Origin of the sequence: Paenibacillus sp. B1-35, from assembly GCF_050474385.1 — a bacterium.
GTDB classification, from domain to species: domain Bacteria; phylum Bacillota; class Bacilli; order Paenibacillales; family Paenibacillaceae; genus Paenibacillus_B; species Paenibacillus_B alvei.
The window spans coordinates 13,099-34,186 of record NZ_JBCHVJ010000009.1 but is presented as its reverse complement, the minus strand read 5'-3'; the positions used below and the strand labels follow the sequence as shown (position 1 = coordinate 34,186).

General features: G+C 46.0%; 18 protein-coding genes and 2 tRNA genes. 11 read left to right on the top strand and 9 right to left on the bottom strand.

Going from position 1 to position 21,088, the window contains the following annotated elements; translation table 11 throughout:
- Nucleotides 1-27: 27 nt before the first annotated feature.
- Nucleotides 28-1,161 carry a YkvI family membrane protein gene (locus ACQ5BJ_RS23940; protein WP_262866561.1) on the bottom strand — a complete coding sequence of 378 codons (1,134 nt, stop codon included), beginning with the start codon at nucleotides 1,159-1,161 and terminating at the stop codon, nucleotides 28-30.
- A gap of 124 nt (nucleotides 1,162-1,285) precedes the next feature.
- On the opposite strand from ACQ5BJ_RS23940, the gene ACQ5BJ_RS23935 reads away from it, so the two are divergent.
- Entirely contained in the window at nucleotides 1,286-1,900 is a 615-nt protein-coding gene (locus ACQ5BJ_RS23935; RefSeq protein WP_005546143.1) for a DedA family protein, read from the top strand.
- A 48-nt stretch (nucleotides 1,901-1,948) separates the two neighbouring features.
- Here ACQ5BJ_RS23935 and ACQ5BJ_RS23930 read toward each other — a convergent pair whose 3' ends face one another.
- Nucleotides 1,949-2,596, bottom strand: a complete 648-nt coding sequence (locus ACQ5BJ_RS23930) for a DNA uptake lipoprotein (protein WP_268594390.1) — start codon at nucleotides 2,594-2,596, stop codon at nucleotides 1,949-1,951.
- Between the two features lie 261 nt (nucleotides 2,597-2,857).
- On the opposite strand from ACQ5BJ_RS23930, the gene ACQ5BJ_RS23925 reads away from it, so the two are divergent.
- The 4 genes from ACQ5BJ_RS23925 (at nucleotide 2,858) to ACQ5BJ_RS23910 (ending at nucleotide 4,042) form a co-directional block, all read left to right on the top strand.
- The gene (locus tag ACQ5BJ_RS23925) at nucleotides 2,858-3,184 is read left to right on the top strand and encodes a hypothetical protein (RefSeq protein WP_005546146.1); all 327 of its coding nucleotides are present in this window, start codon (nucleotides 2,858-2,860) and stop codon (nucleotides 3,182-3,184) included.
- A 78-nt stretch (nucleotides 3,185-3,262) separates the two neighbouring features.
- The gene (locus tag ACQ5BJ_RS23920) at nucleotides 3,263-3,478 is read left to right on the top strand and encodes a hypothetical protein (protein ID WP_005546148.1); all 216 of its coding nucleotides are present in this window, start codon (nucleotides 3,263-3,265) and stop codon (nucleotides 3,476-3,478) included.
- Between the two features lie 187 nt (nucleotides 3,479-3,665).
- Nucleotides 3,666-3,752 (top strand) — tRNA-Leu (locus ACQ5BJ_RS23915).
- A 203-nt stretch (nucleotides 3,753-3,955) separates the two neighbouring features.
- Nucleotides 3,956-4,042, top strand: a tRNA-Leu gene (locus ACQ5BJ_RS23910).
- Between the two features lie 178 nt (nucleotides 4,043-4,220).
- On the opposite strand, the gene ACQ5BJ_RS23905 is transcribed toward ACQ5BJ_RS23910, so the two are convergent.
- Entirely contained in the window at nucleotides 4,221-5,081 is an 861-nt protein-coding gene (locus tag ACQ5BJ_RS23905) for an EamA family transporter (protein ID WP_005546150.1), read from the bottom strand.
- A 179-nt stretch (nucleotides 5,082-5,260) separates the two neighbouring features.
- Between ACQ5BJ_RS23905 and ACQ5BJ_RS23900 the strand changes: the two genes are divergently transcribed.
- Nucleotides 5,261-5,383: a hypothetical protein gene (locus ACQ5BJ_RS23900; RefSeq protein ID WP_262866562.1), complete on the top strand. Its 123-nt coding sequence runs from the start codon at nucleotides 5,261-5,263 to the stop codon at nucleotides 5,381-5,383.
- 176 nt (nucleotides 5,384-5,559) lie between these two features.
- Nucleotides 5,560-7,008: an amidase gene (locus ACQ5BJ_RS23895; RefSeq protein WP_268622300.1), complete on the top strand. Its 1,449-nt coding sequence runs from the start codon at nucleotides 5,560-5,562 to the stop codon at nucleotides 7,006-7,008.
- Nucleotides 7,009-7,269: 261 nt separating this feature from the next.
- Here the strand turns inward: ACQ5BJ_RS23895 and ACQ5BJ_RS23890 are convergent, their stop codons facing one another.
- Nucleotides 7,270-8,451 (bottom strand): hypothetical protein, encoded by a 1,182-nt coding sequence (locus ACQ5BJ_RS23890; RefSeq protein WP_268639997.1) that lies wholly within the window; start codon nucleotides 8,449-8,451, stop codon nucleotides 7,270-7,272.
- 261 nt (nucleotides 8,452-8,712) lie between these two features.
- Between ACQ5BJ_RS23890 and ACQ5BJ_RS23885 the strand changes: the two genes are divergently transcribed.
- The gene (locus ACQ5BJ_RS23885; protein ID WP_005546154.1) at nucleotides 8,713-9,738 is read left to right on the top strand and encodes a hypothetical protein; all 1,026 of its coding nucleotides are present in this window, start codon (nucleotides 8,713-8,715) and stop codon (nucleotides 9,736-9,738) included.
- A gap of 60 nt (nucleotides 9,739-9,798) precedes the next feature.
- Here ACQ5BJ_RS23885 and ACQ5BJ_RS23880 read toward each other — a convergent pair whose 3' ends face one another.
- The gene (locus ACQ5BJ_RS23880) at nucleotides 9,799-10,035 is read right to left on the bottom strand and encodes a DUF6953 family protein (RefSeq protein WP_268598813.1); all 237 of its coding nucleotides are present in this window, start codon (nucleotides 10,033-10,035) and stop codon (nucleotides 9,799-9,801) included.
- Nucleotides 10,036-10,745: 710 nt separating this feature from the next.
- Here ACQ5BJ_RS23880 and ACQ5BJ_RS23875 point away from each other — a divergent pair.
- The gene (locus ACQ5BJ_RS23875) at nucleotides 10,746-11,153 is read left to right on the top strand and encodes a hypothetical protein (RefSeq protein WP_005546157.1); all 408 of its coding nucleotides are present in this window, start codon (nucleotides 10,746-10,748) and stop codon (nucleotides 11,151-11,153) included.
- Between the two features lie 317 nt (nucleotides 11,154-11,470).
- Here ACQ5BJ_RS23875 and ACQ5BJ_RS23870 read toward each other — a convergent pair whose 3' ends face one another.
- Nucleotides 11,471-12,280 (bottom strand): N-acetylmuramoyl-L-alanine amidase family protein, encoded by an 810-nt coding sequence (locus ACQ5BJ_RS23870; protein WP_244965984.1) that lies wholly within the window; start codon nucleotides 12,278-12,280, stop codon nucleotides 11,471-11,473.
- Between the two features lie 186 nt (nucleotides 12,281-12,466).
- On the opposite strand from ACQ5BJ_RS23870, the gene ACQ5BJ_RS23865 reads away from it, so the two are divergent.
- The gene (locus ACQ5BJ_RS23865) at nucleotides 12,467-12,775 is read left to right on the top strand and encodes a YqzE family protein (protein WP_005546164.1); all 309 of its coding nucleotides are present in this window, start codon (nucleotides 12,467-12,469) and stop codon (nucleotides 12,773-12,775) included.
- A gap of 68 nt (nucleotides 12,776-12,843) precedes the next feature.
- Here ACQ5BJ_RS23865 and ACQ5BJ_RS23860 read toward each other — a convergent pair whose 3' ends face one another.
- From ACQ5BJ_RS23860 to ACQ5BJ_RS23850, 3 genes are all read right to left on the bottom strand, one after another.
- On the bottom strand, nucleotides 12,844-14,070 hold the full coding sequence (locus tag ACQ5BJ_RS23860; RefSeq protein ID WP_430112705.1) for a hypothetical protein: 1,227 nt from the start codon (nucleotides 14,068-14,070) through the stop codon (nucleotides 12,844-12,846).
- A 180-nt stretch (nucleotides 14,071-14,250) separates the two neighbouring features.
- Nucleotides 14,251-15,390, bottom strand: a complete 1,140-nt coding sequence (locus tag ACQ5BJ_RS23855) for a YqhG family protein (RefSeq protein WP_430112703.1) — start codon at nucleotides 15,388-15,390, stop codon at nucleotides 14,251-14,253.
- Between the two features lie 23 nt (nucleotides 15,391-15,413).
- Entirely contained in the window at nucleotides 15,414-17,216 is a 1,803-nt protein-coding gene (locus ACQ5BJ_RS23850; RefSeq protein WP_430112820.1) for a DEAD/DEAH box helicase, read from the bottom strand.
- 334 nt (nucleotides 17,217-17,550) lie between these two features.
- Here ACQ5BJ_RS23850 and ACQ5BJ_RS23845 point away from each other — a divergent pair, with 334 nt between their 5' ends.
- Nucleotides 17,551-20,640 (top strand): adenosylcobalamin-dependent ribonucleoside-diphosphate reductase, encoded by a 3,090-nt coding sequence (locus ACQ5BJ_RS23845; protein ID WP_430112701.1) that lies wholly within the window; start codon nucleotides 17,551-17,553, stop codon nucleotides 20,638-20,640.
- Nucleotides 20,641-21,088: the final 448 nt, after the last annotated feature.

Sequence of the window (21,088 nt, the reverse complement as noted above, 5' to 3'; positions counted from 1 at the left end):
ATTATCAGCCTTGAGTTTCAGCATTATTTATGATTTTGGCGGAGTCGAATTGCTTTTTCGGCTCACTGGTTGAAGGGGCATCATTGTAGGATAAGCAGCATTGGATGGAGGCCGATTGTTATCATTCAGTGGCGGGCCAGATGATCGAATAAGCAGATAGAGCCAGGCTAGACTAAATAGACCAAAGAGCGGATACAAGAAGGATACAAGCGGTTTGAAGCCGAATTGACTGAACAAATAACAAAACAACATAATCATCAAAATAATGAGCTTCTGATGAATTCCGGTACGCTGTTGAAGCTGCAGTGTAATCCCATATACATCAGCGATGTAGGTTGTAAAGATTTCTGAAAAAATAAGCATGACATAAATCAGTTGAATGAACACGCCGAGACCGGTAGCAATATGCCCCATGGGGATGTCGAACTGCGTTATGCCTGGCATGTGTACAGCCAAAGCGAAATGTCCGGAGAGAAGCAGAACGCCGATAAGTACACCGCCAATAATACCTCCAAGCTGAATGACTCTTTTGTTCGGCATCGAGGCTCCAAGTGGAACGAGAACGGCTTGTGCCATAGCCAAATTGAAGGCCCCGTATAGGAGCGGTGCGCTCCAAGCTGCATAGAAGGACTTGTCCGTGTTCAAGGCAAGCACTTGGGACGCATTGGGCATTTGCAGTGTATGAATGATAATGAACAAGGTAAACGTAAGCATAGTAGGAGCGACAATGGAGTTGAGCTTCAGGATAGCGTCCATGCCTCGGCTTACGAACCAGTAGGAACCAAGTAGCGTGATGAGCAGTCCGATTTGATAATTCATGTGAAGATGCTCTACGAATACGGAGCCTGCGCCAGCCAGCATGACACTGTTCACACAAATGATAATAGCCATCGTGAATAGACTGATGATACCGCCGACTCGATCGCCGAATAGCATTCGATTAATATCCTCGTAGGAACGCGCCTTAATGTCATGAGACAACAGCATTAGCTTGGTGCCGAGCCAGATGAATAGTGCTGTTGTTAACAGAATGGTAAAGGGAGCCCACCACCCGTAAGCTGTAAAAAATTGCAGTATTTCCTGTCCGGTTGCAAACCCTGCCCCCACGACGGTTCCGATATACGTGAATGCAATTTGCATAACTAACACTGATTTTTTCAATGAATAGACGCCTCCTTGCCTACCAAGCTTGTACGCTCTACTATAAAAATATGAGCAAGTAGGGCCGGACATGACTGTCTGGATATGATAAAATAGATATCGAATTACGGGAGGGGGGCTTGCGGTGCATACAGTCATGTGGGCGCTGTCTCATTACGGATACATCGCCTTATTTATGTTATTGGCGCTCGGCATCATCGGCATCCCTGTACCAGATGAAACGCTGATGGTTTTTGTAGGCAGCTTAACGGTTAATGGTCCATTCCAATACATACCTGCTTTTGCTGTCTGTTTAGCAGGGAGCATGACAGGGATGTTCATCAGTTATATGGTCGGACGCAAGGTGGGCAAGCCTTTGCTGGATCGATACGGAAAGAAATTAAAGCTGACGCCGCAGCGGATTGAGCGAACAGAAGAATGGTTTCAGAAATACGGCGGTTGGAGCATCGTTTTTGGTTATTTTGTGCCAGGGCTGCGTCATTTGACTTGTTATTTTGCCGGTATGTCCAGGATGAGGTGGACAACCTATCTTTTTGCGGCTGGATCGGGTGCTCTTGTGTGGGTGACCACTTTCCTGACGCTCGGCCATATCGTCGGAAACCATTGGCGTGAGGCAGTGCGCTGGCTTCACTCAAAGGGGAATCCAATACTATTCGGTGGAATCGCGGTACTCGCGGTGGGTGGTACAATAGTATACTTTGTAATCCGCTATCGGTTGCGGACGAAAAGAACGCCTTGACTCCAAGCGGAATCAAGGCGTTTCTTATTTGTATCATTCAGTGATTACTTATGCGCGCTGATGGGAGAATAGCTTTACTGCCTGAATTTTGTTTGTTTTTGGATCCATATCGAGCCGCAGCAAGCAGTTCTTCAATTCATAGCTCCACACATAATCGGTATCATGATCAGGACGACCGAGCACTTTCGAGGCAGTATCATCATTGTCGCCGATCGTTAAGCCTTGAATGCCTGTCGAGGTATCCTCACCCGATACTTCGATAAAGACGACGCTCCCATCCTGCTTGCAGCCAAATGAGAAGCCATCATACTGATACACATCAATCGGATCGATATCATCCATGACATAGTGATCAGAAGGCTCACCCCACACCTCCTTTATTTCATCATCGTTGGAAGTGAGCGCGATGCCCTTCAATTGAGGGCGGGTTCGGTCAAATTCATGCTCAATATATGTAGAATCACTATGATTAGCTGATTGGTTCTTAGGAGATGCAATTACGGTTTTTTCATTTTGCTTCCCTTCAGGTTTACGATCACCAGAATTCACACGGGTATCTTTCTGATGCGAATAAGGCGTATCCGTTTCAATTGGGGAGACATTGTGCTTCTGGGATGAACATCCTTGAAGCAGCCAAGTCATCATGACTGCGGCCAGTACAACCGTAATACTGCGTTGCCAAGTAGATCGCTGCATCGTAAATCCTCCTTAACCGCCACGCGGCGGGCCTAGAACATATTACCCTATTGTCGGAATATGAATCATTTGCCAATTTGGGCGTTATGAACTAGATATCAACTGTAAATAATATGGATCAAGCCATAATAACCCTTATATAATAGTTAGACGCTTCAAAACCCCATTTAGTTGCAACGAATTGAAAGAATTGTTCTCCTTTTCTCCATTCACCTCTTTGGCATATAATAAAGTATAAGATGGTGAGAGGGGGCGACGCATATGGTGGATGAACCAACAGCTCGCTTTTTGGAAGAAAAAGTGACGGAAGCTAAAAACCATTTTGAACGGGCACTTGATTGTAAACACACGGAGTTTGATGATTTGTACCCGTACATGATTGAACACCCTCAATTTTTCTGGTACAAACGGTATGTCGCTTGGTCAGAACTGCTGACGATCGTGAAGCTGTGCGATCAGCTGCAGGTTGGCTGGACAGGAAAGTTTACGGCACAACAGGTTGCGTATATTAACAAGCGTGTAATGTCTGCTAAGGTGCTTGACTACTGGTTCGAAACGAACGATACGAAGGAACATGTGGGCTATTGAGATGGAGAATAAGTGTGTGCAGGGCCTGCTGACGATGGCAGGCCTTGCATGTTGTACATATCGGAGGTGTAAGTTTTCATGATGGAAGAAGCTGTGCTTGACAGCTACCGGCAGGAAGGAACCCTGGTTAGAGTCGTTCGGGACATGCTGGAAATCAACGACGTCAGAGGTTACGTGGTAGCCTGGGATGATGAATCCGTTATGATTCGCAAGCGGAATCGGCGTGTGGTGAAGCTGAGCCGTGCCTATGCGATTCAGTCGGCTAATGAGCCGCGTATCGTCCCTGAAGTTTGAACCGGATTATATTACATACTGCATGGGCAGCGGGGAGGGGAAACCTGCCAACTGCCATGCAGCTTAGGCGGGAAAACAAGATTTCAAAAAAATTTTAAAAAGCCTTGACGTTTGCCTTGGTGCCATGATATTATATTTCTTGTCGCTGGGAAAACAGTTTGGCGATTCAATGGAAGCAATTAAATATGCGGTCGTGGCGGAATTGGCAGACGCGCTAGATTCAGGTTCTAGTGGTAGCAATATCGTGGAGGTTCGAGTCCTCTCGACCGCACCATACTTTCATCAACGAATCCTCATTTTTATGAGGCTTTTTTATTTTATATCCTTGCAAATGGAAGCGCCTAGTCGTCGAGCTTCTCGACAGACTGGGTGTTTTTATTTTCCACTTTACCTACGCTTGACACAATTGGATTGACCGTGTATAGTAATGATTACTGATTCCAAATTAACGGATTTGGTAGTTACATATTATGATATGCGGTCATGGCGGAATTGGCAGACGCGCTAGATTCAGGTTCTAGTGTCAGCAATGACGTGGAGGTTCGAGTCCTCTTGACCGCACCACCTTTTCAATTACAGGTTCCTATTCTGTTTTCAGCAGAATAGGAACCTTTTTTGTTTCAAGATTTTTTATAGACTTAAAGATATTCTTATAGCGAAGACTCCGGTTAAGCCTCTCCGGAGTCTATATGTACAATCTTGTGCATTGCCGCTTCTATCGAAATAGGAGGATAGAAAACAGTTACAGCAACAGCAATAGAGTTCCACTAATAAGCAAGATAAGACCTATAAAAGCTTTCAATGATAATTTTTCCTTAAATACGATATAAGCGAAAATAATCGTCACAAGTATGCTCAATTTATCGATAGGCACTACGATGCTCGCCTGTCCTTCTTGCAAGGCCTTGAAGTAGAGCAGCCAGGACATACCGGTAGCTAAACCAGATAATGTAATAAAAATCCAACTCTTTTTGTCGATTTTTTTGATGTCGCCCTGTTTTCTTGTCATGAATACAATCAGCCAAGCCATAATCAGCACGACAATCGTTCGTATGGCAGTACCTAAATTAGAATCAACCCCCTCTATGCCCACTTTTCCTAAAATTGCTGTGATTGCTGCGAAAAAAGCAGAGAGTCCTGCGTACCAAATCCACTTCATGCTGCTGTCTGCGGATTGTGCTGCGTCTTGTTTTTGTATCATCATATACGTTCCAATCCCGATCAACGTCATACAGATGATTTTTAAGAGCGTGACGGGTTCTCCCAGTAAGATGATTGCAAGCAGCATCGTAATAATGGTGCTTGATTTATCAATGGGAACGACAACATTCACATTACCTAATTGAAGCGCTCGGAAATAGAAAATCCAAGAGGCGCCAGTTGTCAGCCCAGATAAAATGAGGTAGAAAAGAGATTTCGAGCTGATGTCAAACAGAGCATGATGCAAGTTTCCTGCAAATACAATCACCCATGCGAAAATGACCACAATCCCGGTTCTAAGGGCGGTAGCCAGATTGGAATCTGTATTTTGAATTCCGATTTTAGCAAGAATAGATGTTAATCCTGCAAACAGTGCTGCGCCAAAAGCATAAATAATCCACATGTATAAAATCCTCCAAACATTTATAACGCTATGTATTGGGTTCTTTTGAATCCCCCTATCATTGATAATGATAATCATTATAGTGGAAGTGCACGGAATTGGGAAGGGGAGGCAGGGATGTTGGGTGTGAAAATTAAGGAATCCGACATCGCACAAAAACAACAAAATGGGGACTGACGGTGAAAAAGAAGGAGAGCGACACAAGTACCGAAATTGTTGAAGAAGCGGGCTTTGATCAAATCTCTTCTTATTTTGGCGTCTTGTTGATTGAAGCCTGGGTTGCATCCCGTATCAAGGGGTGATTATCTATTGCATCAGGAATTTTCATGTAGAAAGATTCTATATTTTCCTTTATATAATAATAAACTGAAATTGGGGGGCTCCTGATTTTGGGGGAATTAAGAATAATTGCATGCTTGATCTCAAGAAAGCACCTTCTCTTAAGATAAAGCGCATAACGAAGAAAGAGGTGAGTACCATGAAGTTATCCGAATATGCGAGTTATGACGGTCTGGGGCTAGCCGAGCTGGTCAAGCGCGGCGAGGTTACGCCACAGGAACTGACTGCGTTAGCTAGCGAAGCTATCCGGCTGTTGAATCCTAGGCTAAATGTGATGGCCGTTTCGATGCAGGAGTCAGCAGAAAAGGAGAGCATGTCTGCTTTACCGAATGGACCGTTTGCAGGTGTTCCATTTTTGATTAAGGATTCAACACTGCATGCCGCAGGTGTGCCTCTCAACAACGGCAGCCGGTTGGGGGAAGGAATGATTTACCCGTACGATTCCGAGTTGATGAGACGGTTCCGCCGGGCAGGACTCGTGACGCTGGGATCTGCCACAGCGCCGGAATTTGGCTTCAACGCAACAACAGAAGCAGTTCTATATGGACCGACGAGAAACCCTTGGGATCCGGAGAGGAGTCCAGGAGGCTCAAGCGGCGGCTCGGCGGCAGCTGTAGCGGCAGGGATTGTGCCCGTAGCCCATGCCAATGACGGTGGAGGTTCTATTCGCATTCCTGCCTCTTGCTGCGGACTGGTCGGCTTGAAGCCGACACGCGGACGAACGCCAAATGGGCCTGACAACGGAGAGTCGCTAAGCGGATTTGGCGTTCAGTTTGCCGTAACCAAGACCGTGCGCGATGCGGCTGCGCTGCTGGATGCAGTATCGGGGCCAGACCCAGGAGCATATGCCTGGGCAGAGCGGCCGAGTCGTCCCTTCTTGGCAGAAGTCTCTTCAGCTCCTGGGCGGCTGCGCATTGCTTGGACGGGCAATCCTTATTCGGGCACGGCTGTTGATGCAGAATGTTTGCGTGTCTTGCATGAAACCGTCAGCTTATGTGAAGAGCTCGGGCATGAATTAGTGGAGGCTCAGCCAGAGTTGGATTACGAGCCATTGTTCATGGCGACGATGAACATTTGGGCGGCTAATACTTATCATGGCATTGAACGGCTTGCTAAGGTGCTGAATCGGGTACCGTCAGAACATAACCTGGAAGCAACCATCCTGAAAACGTACCAGTGCGGCGCTGCTCTGTCCGCCAATGATCTGCTGACTGCCTTGGATATCAGTGCGCAAGCATCCCGCTCTGTAGGCCGTTTTTTTGAACAGTATGATGTGCTGCTTTCCCCAACGATCGCGTCTTTGCCGTTTCCGCTGGGTCTGTTGAATGCGAACAATCAGGAAATCGATATAAAAGGCTGGACGGAACAGATGTTTACTCACGCTCCGTTCACAAGTCTCTTTAATACGACGGGTCAGCCTGCTATTTCGCTGCCGCTCGGTTGGAGCGCGGACGGCCTGCCGATTGGAATGCAGTTTGCCGGTCGTTTCGCCGACGAAGCCGGATTGCTGAGGCTTGCCGCTCAAATGGAATCCGTCCGGCCATGGAGTCATAAGCGTCCCGTCATTCATGCAGCAAACACCCAATAAGAGATGTCATTCCCGAACATACGAACAGAAACCTAGGTCGACTTGTTAAAAAGCGGACCTAGGTTTCTTGTTTCTTGCTGCTCCCTGACTGGAAAAAAGAAGACGTGCAGACATGATTCAACCTGGGGAAATCCCTCACTCTTTCTTACATACAGTGTGGCTAAAAACAGAGAAAGCCTGTGATCTATCAAGTAGGACAGGGTTTCTCTACACCTGAGGAGTTGTCTCAAAGACAGCTCCTCTCCACTTCTATACGTCTAATCAACCATAATTCCATGAAGGTTGGTACACTGGATAAGGGTATACTCCCATTGATCGTAAATCCACCCGCTGCGCTAATTCATACCTTTGCCATTGTCCACCTTCATACCAATAAGCACCTTGTATTGAACGGTTCCCTCCCAACCACCATAATTCCATACTGTTAGGAATTCTCGATACAGCTGTAATACTTCCGTTAATTGCGGAACTGCCCATTGGGGCTAGTTCATATCTTTGCCATTGTGATCCTTCATACCAAAATGCACCTTGAACGGAGCCGTTTAGTCCTAACCACCATACTTCCATACTGGTTGGAATCCTCGATACGGATGTGATACTTCCAAATGGAGAAGCGCTGCCTGCTGGGGCTAGTTCATATCTTTGCCATTGTGATCCTTCATACCAAAATGCGCCTTGAACGGAGCCATTTGCTCCTAACCACCATAATTCCATACTGTTAGGAATTCTCGATACAACTGTGATACTTCCATTGATTGAAGCGCTGCCTGCTGGGGCTAGTTCATATCTTTGCCATTGTGATCCTTCATACCAAAATGCACCTCGCACGGAGCCGTTTGGCCCAATCCACCATACTTCCATACTATTAGGAATTCTCGATACCGCCGTGATACTCCCAACAGTGGAAGCGCTGCCTGCCGGAGCTAATTCATACCTTTGCCACTGCGATCCTTCATACCAAAACGCGCTCTGCACAGAACCGTTTGGCCCAATCCACCATACTTCCATACTATTAGGAATTCTCGATACCGCCGTGATACTCCCAACAGTGGAAGCGCTGCCTGCCGGAGCTAATTCATACCTTTGCCACTGCGATCCTTCATACCAAAATGCGCCTTGCACAGAACCGTTTGCCCCAATCCACCATACTTCCATACTGTTTGGGATCCTCGATAAAGCGATAATACTCCCGTTCCGAGCGGCACTGCCTGCCGGAGCTAACTCATATCGTTGCCACTGGCTTCCTTCATACCAAAAAGCACCTTGTATGGAGCCGTTTCTGCCAATCCACCACACTTCCATGCTGTTCGGGATCCTCGATACTGCTGTGATGCTTCTATTATTAGAGATGTTGTCAATTGTCAATAAGTCACGAAATTGACCTTGTGGAGCCACTTCGTCATATGGATTAATTTGAAATGGTGGTGGAGCTAATTGTCTCACTGTTTAATCCCTCCAATTTTCAGAACATTATATTATAGCGTATAACTTACTACATACTATGTAGGTGAATATCACGAGGTATTATGTCCAACAAAAAAGGATAAACCAGGTTGCATCACACTCCTATGCCGCGTCTATAATACGAATCAAAATGGCTTTTTACCCAATAGTACATCTACATCCCTGCTTCTGTATTCTTTAAATCCGGCATCCGTAACATCGTCTGTTTTGATCGATATTATGGTATAGGAGGGGATGCGATTGAACGATCCATTTTTTAATACAGCAACGATCCATACGATTCGCAACGGTGTCGAAGTGCACGAGTTGTGGCTGCTTATCAACGCGCGATACGATGAGACCGCCAAGCGATTTAAGCGGATCAATATCGACAATTTCAGCTTTGGTTGGCAAATGCAGGCTTGCGGCACGTACCCGGGTGAAGAGAACATCGGAGATTTGGATAATCAGGGAATGAATTTATGGAAGGCTAACGGGAAAAAGGCATACAGTGTAGGGGATCCGGCGCGTGACCAAACCGGAGAAGATATCGGAGCGTTACAGCCGGATGGAAGCTGGCGTGAGTTCGGAATTATGCTAGGGTGGAACAATCTTTTTATGTGTGACTCTTATGGAGGAGTAACGATCGGAGGATCGGGCATTGAAATTGACGGTTCAGGCATATCTCCGCTCAGCAGGCTTTCACTAGGCAAATTCAGCGGTGGAAGCAACGTCCCGCAACGTCCCGTTCAGGACTATGTGTTTGCTTACAACGGAACCTGCTGGAATGTTCAACATGGATTGTGGAACAAAGATATCGGGGAACAGAGCGCTTTTTTCTATGGATTGGCAGCACCAATCAACTACAATGATAAGGCTGATGGCTCGTTCAACTCGAATTCCAACAAGGCGGACATGGACAAAGCAGAAGTGGTCGTTATGAAATTGCCTGGAGGGAGATCTGCCCAGATCGAAAATTGGGAGTATCTTGTACAAATAACGAGCAGCGGGAACGCGAAAGTCCACGGATATGATGTCCCGCTCACTCAAGCCATTACCGTCAATTTAAATCAAGATCATGCGGCTGACGTATTCTATCCGAATTCAACCTGGAACAAGAAGAATGCGCATATCTTAGGCATTAAGGGAGTAAAGGCTGATGGAACGATAAAATCGGTTCAAAGCTATGATGCTTCCTACTATGATTATGGCATATATCTCAGTATGCCTGCTGGATATGCCCAAGCGGAGGTTCTATTGTCAAGAATTGGAGTGTCGTCGGAATGATTATACAAAAGAGCCGCTTGGCTTAATGGCCAGCGGCTCGTCATTTTCTATGAATGATGCTTAGTTTTTAAAAACCCATTTATATTCTGTAGGAATCCATTCAATTTTCTTGTCTTTGTTCAATTTCCCGAATTCCATAGCAACTGTTTTGGTGACTGCTTTGTTGCCGTGATCAATGGCGTAAGTGTAGCGATTACCAAATTTCTCTTCAATGCTTTGAACAGCATCAGCCAAATTAACGACGATGTCTCTTTTAATTTTGTTGTACAACCACAGTGCAACGTGTTGCTCGTTCATCTTCACTTGCTCCCTTCATAAATTGCGTATTCACGGCTGTCAGTTTCCGGTATTTTCGTCCTCTGGCTGCTCCCGTATTTATATATTACTACAAGAAAGTACCCGATCCTGCCATGTAAATGTGAAAATCTTTTGTCATTTAACGCTTATTCGCTTAAGTGCGTAGTTGCTTTACAGCAATAAAATATAATATGTATGACGGTGAGAATCCATTACCATTACTATATCTTATTCGTTAGGTATTGATTTGATTGTGGATTGTCCCGGTTGTATACAATTAATTAACTTGAATGATCTTCAATTTTGGCTATGATAAAGGAGTATGGGATAGGAATTGATCTAAATTTCATAAAAAGTGTTGACATGATTGATTATCGAGTGTATAATCATTATTTAATAGCGCAAGATAATCCCTCATCCGTCATTTCACCGTCCAATTACCAATCCGTGTCTTCCCGTGAATTCGTTACTCACAGTCGGCTTTTTCCCTATTGGTTGTAATTTTGATGTTGTTTTTACTGTTGCCTTTGATAGTATTGCTGATCATTTCGCATGCTTATTTGATGTAAGGTAATCTATCACAATTGTTGGAATGATGTTTGAACATGTTGTAATGCGTTTAAATAAATGAAAGAAAGAAATTTTAAGAAGCCTGACTCATCGAAAATAGAGCTAGGAGGTTTTTTCTTAAGAAGTTGGAGGTATGACAAATGAATACAATACTAGTGAACAATTGGTTGAACCACTTGAGTGACTACCGTGCAAGCCGTGCGTTGAATGAGCGTCGATTGTCTTATCGGATGTCTTATGTTCAAGACATGAAGATGAACATGGCGGGTGTACGCCGTGAACAAGATAAATTGCGTCATGCGATTACACGTGCGAAGGAACAAGAAATGATTTTCCATGCTGCTTGCTCGAAGCTGGATGCTGTGCATCGCGATGCTTTGAACACACGCTATATGAACAATCAACGTGGTATTGAGCCTGGTATCATCTCGGAAGCAATTGATGCTCTTACTGCAGCCTTGCAGGTAATGGAGAAATGCGGCGCGATTCAATATCGTGTAGTTGAAGGTTATGTCATTATGAACTTTGTACAACAGCGCACAGCGTAATGTTGGGTTGTGTACGATGCGAAGAAGGATTGAATGATCGACTGTCATCTCACGGACAGTTTTCGTCCATCTAGCATTTCATTTTAAACGATTGGGTGAGCATATGATTTCGGAACGTTAACAGCCTCTTAAGAATCGAAACTTAAGAGGTTTATTTTATTCCTCCTCACTTTATCCAATTAACTTATTAAAGTATACGCGGCAATTCTCCACTGAAAACTTCCCTACATTTATTATTAACAAAGTTCAGCTTATAAAAAATCAGCGCCCATCATCTCCCTGCTTCCGTTAGAAAGATGAAATGAGCGCTTCCTATGTCAGAACATGGTCTGATAGTGTACGATTGCATCGCAGATCCGGGAAGCGATCAATGTCTGTGTACGTGTTTCCGTTAGCATGCGGCGATCTCGATCATTGCTAATAAATCCTGCTTCCACAATGACGGCTGGCTGCTCGACTCGTTTGAGCAAGTAGTAGGTCGGGCCAAGCTCGGGGTGCTTATTCGATCGAAAGACTGGATTAAGCGATTGTTGTATGAACCAAGCAAGCATCCGGCTTCTTCCTTCGTTCTGATGCAGCACAATCGGACCGCGATTAGCTTTGTTTTTACTCCAATTAACATGAATGCTGATGAACATTGAAACCGACAACTCTTGGCTAAGCTGTCGTCGCTGAGCAAGATCTTTACGATGCCTGGATCGGGTCGCGGACCAACGATTATCATCACTCAGTGCGTAATCTCCTGTTCGGTTGACAATAACCGGAATCCCCTTTGATTTCAGCATGAGGTACAGTTTTTGAGCGATAGCTAGGTTGATGTCCTTCTCCAATATATCGCCATGACTTGTTCCGCCATCAATTCCTCCGTGACCTGCATCAATTAAGACAAGCTTAGTAAAGGGTAGGCTTGGAACGGAATCCATAGGCAATGAATTGGAGGAAATAGAAATGAGATAGGGTTCCGGAATTACATTCAAGACCGATTCATGAGATGAGGCTTGTCCACAGGCAGCTGCAGCATCCTCGGCTTGCACATTCCCTAGGTAAACGGTACACCCGATGAAAATGGCTGTAATGCCAGCGACCATTCGGCGCAATCTGGTTGCACTTGAAGGTTGTTGTAGCATGAATCAAGCCCTTCTTTCTGTCAATTGGTCAACGTAATACATTCCATCTTTATCGTGCACCGCAATGGTCAACCTCATTCCTGGCAATTCATTAGAATCATGGGTTGGTGCGGCTTATATGTGGGTATCCTAGGAATAACGGGGCGAAGCAGCCTAGATACAACGACGAGAGGAATGTGAACCGTTATGGCAGCTAAGGGAGAAGATTTGATTAAATACATCACGCAGCGCGTTGTTACATATATGGATACACCAGTCGAAGCGCGTCGAGAGCGTCAATTGGAGCGAAAAAATCGCGTGAAAGAACCGTGGCAAACAAAATGGTTCGGAATGGTGCCGTTCGGGGTTAAAATGTGGGCCGGTAAATGGGGAAATGCAAGTAAACCTTTGCTCAAAAAAGCAGGTGAGTTAAAATTGCTCCGTTTGCTGCGCAAGCATGTTAAATCATCTTCAAGCTCTCCTTCATCCGGCTCCAGTACTCCTTCTCAGCCTTAACAAGCAATTAGGCACGTCTTTGGAAGACGTGCCTAATTTGCTGCTCAAGAATGAGCGTATCCTGTTTCTTAAGATTGCGGAATAAATGAACCTGCCTGCAATGCAGCTGAAGAAGGGAGCCAGCGCATTGATTTCATGTCCTGAGAGCCAACGATTACATATACATTGTCTGGGCGGGGGTGATTGCTGCTTGATGAGTTCGGACTATCGTCCTGTGCAACTGCCGGAAGCCATTTTTGAATCCCGATATAGGAAAAGGGCAGGTTTACAAGACCGCTGTTCATCCGCTGTACGTAAACCCAGTTCTGCTCCTCATAATTGAGGGGGAGATCTGTCTGAACCGGTGCAGATTTTATGATCCATTTCAGATTCTCATACGGATTGAATGGTGCGATATAATTGCTCGAAGAAGCTGTTTCGCGATAGGTTTGCGATGAGGAGCTGTTCGATGAAAGAAGCCTAAACGAATAAAGTTCATCGCCGCTTCCCAAACGATCTGACTTATTAACAGGTGCTTGGCTTTGTAATGAAGAGATGTTGCTGATATCCTTCACTGAGGGGGCCGGTGCGTAGTTTTTGGGAAGAGGCAGCCACTCCCCGCTTTGTGCATCAAGCCAATCCACTGAATGATTGTCCCATTCTACCCTCCATACCGTAAGCAGGGGCGCTAACTGATACGGATAAATGCTAGTCACACGAAGGCTTTTCGTAAGCCCATTCGTATTCATATTCAACTGCTGTTTAGAGCTTAGTGCCTGCTTTAAGGTTGACTCATCGAAGGGCTGCTGCTCCCCGAGCCCGTATTCAGCCAGACGAATCCGTCCTTCTTCATCGGATTGTAAAATCATATAGCCGATCTGCTTCTGCTTGTCCATGACTCGAATAAACCATCCATGCATGCCAGGGCCAAGAGGGAAGCGTTCCGTTTCTGCATGTGCCCATTGCTGGAAGGGTGCTTCCTTTGCAAGCTGGTTCAGATAGTAACAAACGGAATCATCGATCTGCTTACTCTGGTTCTCGGTCGGTAGGGCAGTAAATGACACCGTTTGTAGGGAAATGTTCATTTTTGCTGCAGGTGAGAGCAACTGAGCTTCTACTATTTCTGTGGAGGCATTTTTATGTAATTGCGGAGCGTGAGCTTCACTCACGATGGTCTCTGTAGCACTGCCTAGAAGCGGCTTCGTAGAACTGGATGCAAGCAAGATGCCGATGGTAACACTACCGGCTACAATAGAAGTCAGTGCAGCGGAAGCGGCGATATAAGCCATTTTCGTCCACCAAGGTTCATTATTCATCTGATTCACCTCTAATTTCCGTTGTTTCACGCTGTCTGTATCGCTTGCTGTTGGTTGATATCCTTTATTGTAAGGGACAAGCTTTAAAAATGGTGTCGTTCCATTGTTTAGGAGCTTGTCCATCGTTCGTTCTATTTTTGCCGTAATGTGGCGGTTCCTTGTCGTTCATGATTGAATGGCTTATGCCATTGTCGAAGGAAGATGAATCAAGCCTGCATTTAGCAAATGTACGGTAATTCGTGGTTCGAACTGCCAGCGTATCTCTTGACATCTCATGTCATACTGCTGCTTGATTACCTCTTGCTTCGAGCGCTGGCTGCTATCTTCAGATTCTGGGTTTGAAGCAGCCGGTATCGTTTCTTGCCGCTTTTTATTTGCAGATGTGCCGGAATCTATTTCGGATTGAGCGCCGGATTGCTGAAGCTGTGGCTCATAGTAGGATTGCAATCGCACCAGTTCCTCATTCAAGCGTTCGGCTGCTTCCACCGCCCATGTATGGTCATAGGTCGAAATGAGTTTGATGAGCTGCTGTTCAACAGCCTCACGAGCTTGCTCAATCGATAAAGACCATGGTGCGACATGCACGTTAGACGGAAGCTTAGGAGACAAGGATATGGAGAGTAACTGCTCCATGAAATCGCTACGAATGCGGCCGGATACTAGTGAAATGCCGTAAGAGTGAATCTCTTCTCGCTTCAAATCACAGGCGAATTCCACATTAAGGTTCATCAGAAGCCACGGTTCATAAGCGGTTGAACGTTTAGTGCCCCGTGGTGAGCGAACAGCGGTTTGATTGCCTGCATGATCTGCGAATAAGCTAATGAAGCGACCCTCTTCATGAGCTGCTTGCATAATGCTGGACAAACGCCGACTGCCAAAGGTGACATCTTCGCGCGGAATTCGTCCAATTCCTCCCCCACCGCCTGTGAAGGCAGGGGCTACGCCGAAGTAGCGGCCCAGAATAGAATCGCCGGCATTTGGATTGGCATCTGACCCCATCTGTGGAGCATTTACTGTTGCCGCTGGCGGGGCAGGTGCAACTCCTGCGGCGGGTGCAACTCCTGCTGGCGGTGGCGCATATGGGCCGCGAGGCGGATCAGGAGGCATTGCAGATGGATCGAATACGAAGGTGAAGCGCATCGTGTCGGGTTCCGCTCCAGTACGATCAACGAAGCCCCAATAATAGGGGCGATTCGTCAGCTTGCGATCTGCTCGCTCTGAGAGCTTTACCGTTACACTTGCAGGAGAGAGCTCCATGATGTGGCATTCTGTTGCCTCCAAATAATCGAGCACATATTTGCGAATTTGCTCCGTATTCATTTTGCAGCCTCCTTTCCTTGTCGTTAGCCTTCTACTTCAGCACTCATTCCTTGCAGGAGCTGGTGCAGCGCAGCGCCCTGTGTATCTTCTTCCATATTGATTTCCTCGCGAATGGCATTCAATGAATTGCCGAGCCGCTCTACTTCACTGCGTATATGTTCCTCCGAATCCGCTTCCAGCAAAATTCGAGATAGGCTTTTCTCGAACGAATCCTGCTTCTCAAAGCGCTCCAGAATCATGTCCAGACTGCCGATAACCATCTCGAACATATTGATTTTTTCATGCAGAAGGTTCAAAATATATTCCTCAATCGTACCTGTTGTGGATAAATTATATATTTTCACATCATTGTTTTGTCCTAGCCGATGCACACGACCAATTCGCTGCTCTACACGCATCGGATTCCATGGCAAATCGAAATTAATCATGTGATGACAGAATTGAAGGTTGATTCCTTCGCCTCCAGCCTCTGTTGCGATCATTACCTGGGCGCGTCCACGGAACAGATCCATCATCCAATCCTTTTTGCCCCGATTCATTCCACCGCTGTATGGAACTGCTACTAGCCCTGCATTACGGAAGTATTGCAGCAAATATTCCTGAGTGGCTCTGTATTCTGTAAATACAATAACCTTTTCATTGACGTCACGAATAATGTTCATCGCAGTCTCAGCCTTGGTATTCGCCTGAATCCCCTTAATGAGATCAACAAGATCCCAAATGTAATTGCGAATCGGAGAATCCTCAGCGAGTTTTTTCGATAAGTTCACCAATGTTAAAAATACAGCATCCCGGCTGGAGCATACTTCACGCTGTAAGGTAATCAGCGAGAACATGCTGCCTGCATCGCCGCTGCTTGTTTTATATTGCTCCTTTACAAATCGTGTGACGCCATCATAGAGTGCTTGTTCTTCTGGTGATAGGGTAAGCGGGACGTTTTTGACAATGCGCTTCGTAAAATGCACATTGCCTTCTCCCCTGCGATTGCGCACCATTACCTTGGACAGCGCTTCTTGCAGCATGCCTTCATTTTTCGGCACACGCTTGTCAGCGACGAAGTTCGTGCTGAATTCACCTTGACCGCCAAGCTGACCGGGCTTCAATAGATTAATTAGGTTGTACAGCTCGTTCATATCATTTTGCACAGGTGTTGCTGTGAGCAACAGACAATATTTTTTGCGCAAATGCTGAATGAATTGGTAGTTGGTTGTTTTGCGATTTTTCAGTTTATGGGCTTCGTCAACGATAAGCATGTCATATTCCTGCTCCATAAGAACTTCCTTATGAGGGTCGCGTTTAGCGGTATCCATGGAGGCGACTACAATATCGCTGTGCCACTGATATCCTTTCTTTTGTGCGATCGCAGGAATGCCGAACTTGTGGTTCAGCTCACGAACCCATTGCAGCACAAGAGAGGCGGGCACTAGAATGAGTGCTCGCTTCACAAGTCCTCGAATCATATATTCCTTGAGAACAAGACCAGCTTCGATTGTCTTTCCAAGACCAACCTCGTCGGCCAATATCGCTCTTCCACGCATATCGTGCAGCACTTTGCGGGCTGTTTCTAGCTGGTGTGGTAATGGATCGACATTCGATATATGACTTAGGCATTGCAGCTCGTCGAATGCGCGAATCCGCTGTGCTTGTTTGGCCTCATATGCAAGTCGGAACATGGTCCAGTCATCCCAAGGGCTATTTTTGTTTATTCGGCCAAGAAGCTCATCTGTCCATCCATGATCAATCGTAACGGGTATACGACCAATTGCTGTAACACTAGTTTTCGGTGAAGACAGGTGCACTGCACCATCACTGCCTGCTGTACCCATAGAAGCTCCGTTTCCGGGGCATGCTACTGTTGTCAAAGTGTCGTTCGGCTTGCGAGGCTCTTCCTTTGGCGGCTGATACGCACACATGTTGTCTCCCTCCCTAACTAAAGCAAATCATATCATTACCGAGTAGTATGGACGCTTTCTCCTCATTTCATAACTGCACATGAGCCGGGAACAATGAGGATTAGATGAGGCATTTATCACATCAATTCTATATATGGTATATTATAATCTATTATGAATACTACATATTGTGTTTGTTTCGTTGAAGGAAGCTTGAGTATAAGCCCGGATGCGTCATCATTTGATTGTAAGCAGGAGGTTGTTCTCTTTGAATAAGATATCGAATAAGCGGTTGGAAGGATTAAGTGAGAAAATATTTTTGGATCGTTATGCCAAAAAAGAGGTGGATACGAACCATACCAAGGTTGGGGATGTTGTATTGGTACTAACCAAGGATGATCCGAAGTTTCCGACAAAGGAAGTAGGAGAGGTAATTGCGCGTGACGGACAAAACGTATCTGTCGCATTGCGCAGGGGTGAAGCCGTGCAAACCTCGATTGAAAAGTTGACCCTTGCTGTGGAAAAGACGCCAGAAGAAATGTGGGATCGCCTTGCATCCGCCGTTGCTTCTGTGGAATCGACTTCAGAAAAGCAAACCGAATGGACAGATAAATTCCGCTATGTCCTTGATGACTGGAAGCTAGTGCCTGGCGGACGGATTGCTGCAGGAGCAGGGGCGAGTGAAGAGTTGACCTTATTCAACTGCTATGTCATCCCATCACCGAAGGACAGTCGCGGCGGGATTATGCAGACGCTGTCAGAAATGACGGAGATTATGGCGCGTGGGGGTGGAGTTGGTATCAATTTGTCCTCTTTGCGTCCGAGACGAGCGATCGTACGAGGGGTCAATGGGACTTCCAGCGGCGCCGTCTCATGGGGTGGGCTGTTCAGCTATACTACAGGGCTTATTGAGCAGGGCGGAAGCCGCCGCGGTGCATTGATGTTAATGATGTATGACTGGCACCCGGACATTATGGATTTTATTACGGTAAAGCAGACTGCAGGGCAGGTGACAAATGCGAATTTGTCCGTCTGTGTAAGTAATGGATTTATGAAGGCTGTGAAGGAGGATTTGGACTGGCAGTTGGTATTCCCGGATACGAGTGATCCGGACTATGATGAGCAGTGGGATGGGGATTTGGAAAAATGGAAGCGGGCAGGTAAGGCTGTGATCCTGTATCAAACTGTGAAGGCTCGCGACATTTGGCATACGATTATAGAGTCGGCGTGGAAGTCGGCGGAGCCGGGCGTTGTCTTCATGGAGCATTATAATCAGATGTCGAACAGCTGGTATTTTAACCCGATTATATGTACGAATCCTTGTGGGGAGCAGGGATTGCCAGCGTGGGGCGTCTGTAATTTGTCTGCGCTCAATCTGTCCAAGTTTTATGATGCAGAGAAGCGGGACGTTGCTTGGGAGGAACTGTCGAAGGTAACGCGTTATGCGGTTCGTTTTCTCGATAACGTCATTGACAAAACACCTTATCATTTTGAAGAAAATAAAAACAATCAGCAAAAGGAACGTCGTATCGGACTTGGATCAATGGGCTTGGCAGAATTGATGATCAAGCTAGGAATCCGATATGGAAGCTCGGAATCGCTTGAGTTCCTTGACAAACTGTTTGGCTTCATTGCTCGTGAGGCGTATTTAGCCTCTGCAGAGATCGCGGCAGAGAAAGGATCATTCCCTGCTTTCCAAGCAGATCCTTATTTACAGAGTGGGTTTATGCAGCAGATGACCAGCGTATATCCTGAAGTTGGATCAGCGATTCGGGCGAAAGGAATCCGCAATGTCACCGTCATAACACAAGCTCCAACTGGCAGCACAGGCACGATGGTAGGCACATCAACCGGAATTGAGCCATACTTTGCCTTCAAGTATTATCGTCAGAGCCGGCTTGGGTATGATGAGCAGTTCGTACCGATTGCCCAACAATGGAAGGACGCACATCCGAACGAGGAATTGCCAGATTACTTCGTGACAGCAATGGATCTCTCCGCAGAGGATCATATCCGCACACAGGCAGCGATCCAGCGTTGGGTAGATAGTTCGATATCCAAAACCGCGAATTGTCCGAATGACTTCACGATCGAGCAGACGAAGCAATTATATGAGCTTGCCTTCGATCTCGGCTGCAAAGGGGTAACCATTTATCGCGATGGAAGCCGAGACGTGCAGGTACTTTCGACGGATAAAGGGAAGAATCAGCAAGAGGGTAGTCATTCAGAGTCGGGGCAAGCTGATTCCCATTCGGATTCGCAGCAGAAGCAGTCTGGGCAGGGTGATTCCAATGCGAGCAATCAGGAAAGTCATCAATTAGGGGACGGCGGCACGTTAAAATGTCAGTCCTCCTCTAATGATGAGACAACGCAGAACGAAGGAACTGCAAATAAACAGCAGCTTCATCGTCGGGACTCCGATTCAGATGATCAAGCTTCATCGGATGCCGCTTCGGGTCAGGAAGATAAAAATCAGCAGAAGAAGAAGAATGAGCAGGAAGGAAATAACAGTGCCTCAGTATCGTCTGCTTTGAACCAAGCAGGTACAGAGGAATCTGAAACAAGCTCAAATAATGTGTATAAGCGTCGACCACAAATATTGCGTGGCGCCACATACAAGATTAATACGCCATTTGGGATGGCATACATTACGATAAATGATCTGAATGACATTCCGGCAGAGATTTTCTTGAATGTTGGTAAAGCGGGTTCAGATGTATTTGCCATGGCAGAAGCATTGGGTCGCGTATGCTCCCTGTTCCTGCGATATGGGGATCATGGGAACAAGGTGGAACTGCTTATCAAACATTTGAAGGGTATCGGCGGATCAGGCGCTATCGGCTTCGGGGCTAACCGAGTAGAATCCATTGCGGATGCGGTCGCGAAGGCACTGGAGACGCATATGCAGGAGCAAGCGGATCACAAGGAACAACAGAACCAGAACACTGGTAAAGAAAGCAAAGGCGATCAGCAGCCAAGCAAAAATAACAACCAGCAATCGGACGCCCATAACAATAATCAGTCTAGAAACAATAACAATAAGGATGACGGCCAACAGTCTTACCATTATAAAAATGATGATAGCCAACAGTCGAGTAACAACGAACATCAGTCACACAACAACGGTCAACAAGCTGCAATAGGTAATGAACAGCAAAACAATTCTGACCAGCAGGATGTGGGTGGGCAGACGTCAAGTACAATTTCGGCAGAAGATTCCGTACAAGCTCGGAAAAATATATCCAAGCCGATGAGCGGACAATCCAGAGACTTATGTCCTTCCTGCGGTACAGCTTCGCTTGTTAGTATGGAGGGATGCAAGACCTGTGTGAACTGTGGATACAGCCGTTGTTCGTAAAGAATAAATGGGCAGATGTGATTGGTATAGTGTGTGTGATGAATCATGAAAGTTGATCATTTGTAAATAAATGATGATGAAATTGGATTAAAGAAAACGATAAAATAAGCAGATATACACTCCACTACATCAATATATATTGATGTAGTGGAGTGTATTGATATTTATATTTGTGCTTGCCCATATGGGACTGTGTGTCAGTCAGGTATAGAGAAAGAAAGCAGTCCTGATGCATGCAGATATAAATGGGAGCCTTATGACGTCTTGGTTACTTCTTATTTGCTTCAAGATATTAGAGAATATCAGGTCCTGCCAAGCAAAACAACTTGGTATTCAGTAGAATCTAGACTTTTATACTTCATTAATTGGTGAACGAGATTCGAAAGCTTACTTCGTATCCTATTATCTCCGTTAGCTCAACCTTGGGAAAATGTTCACAGGACTGTCT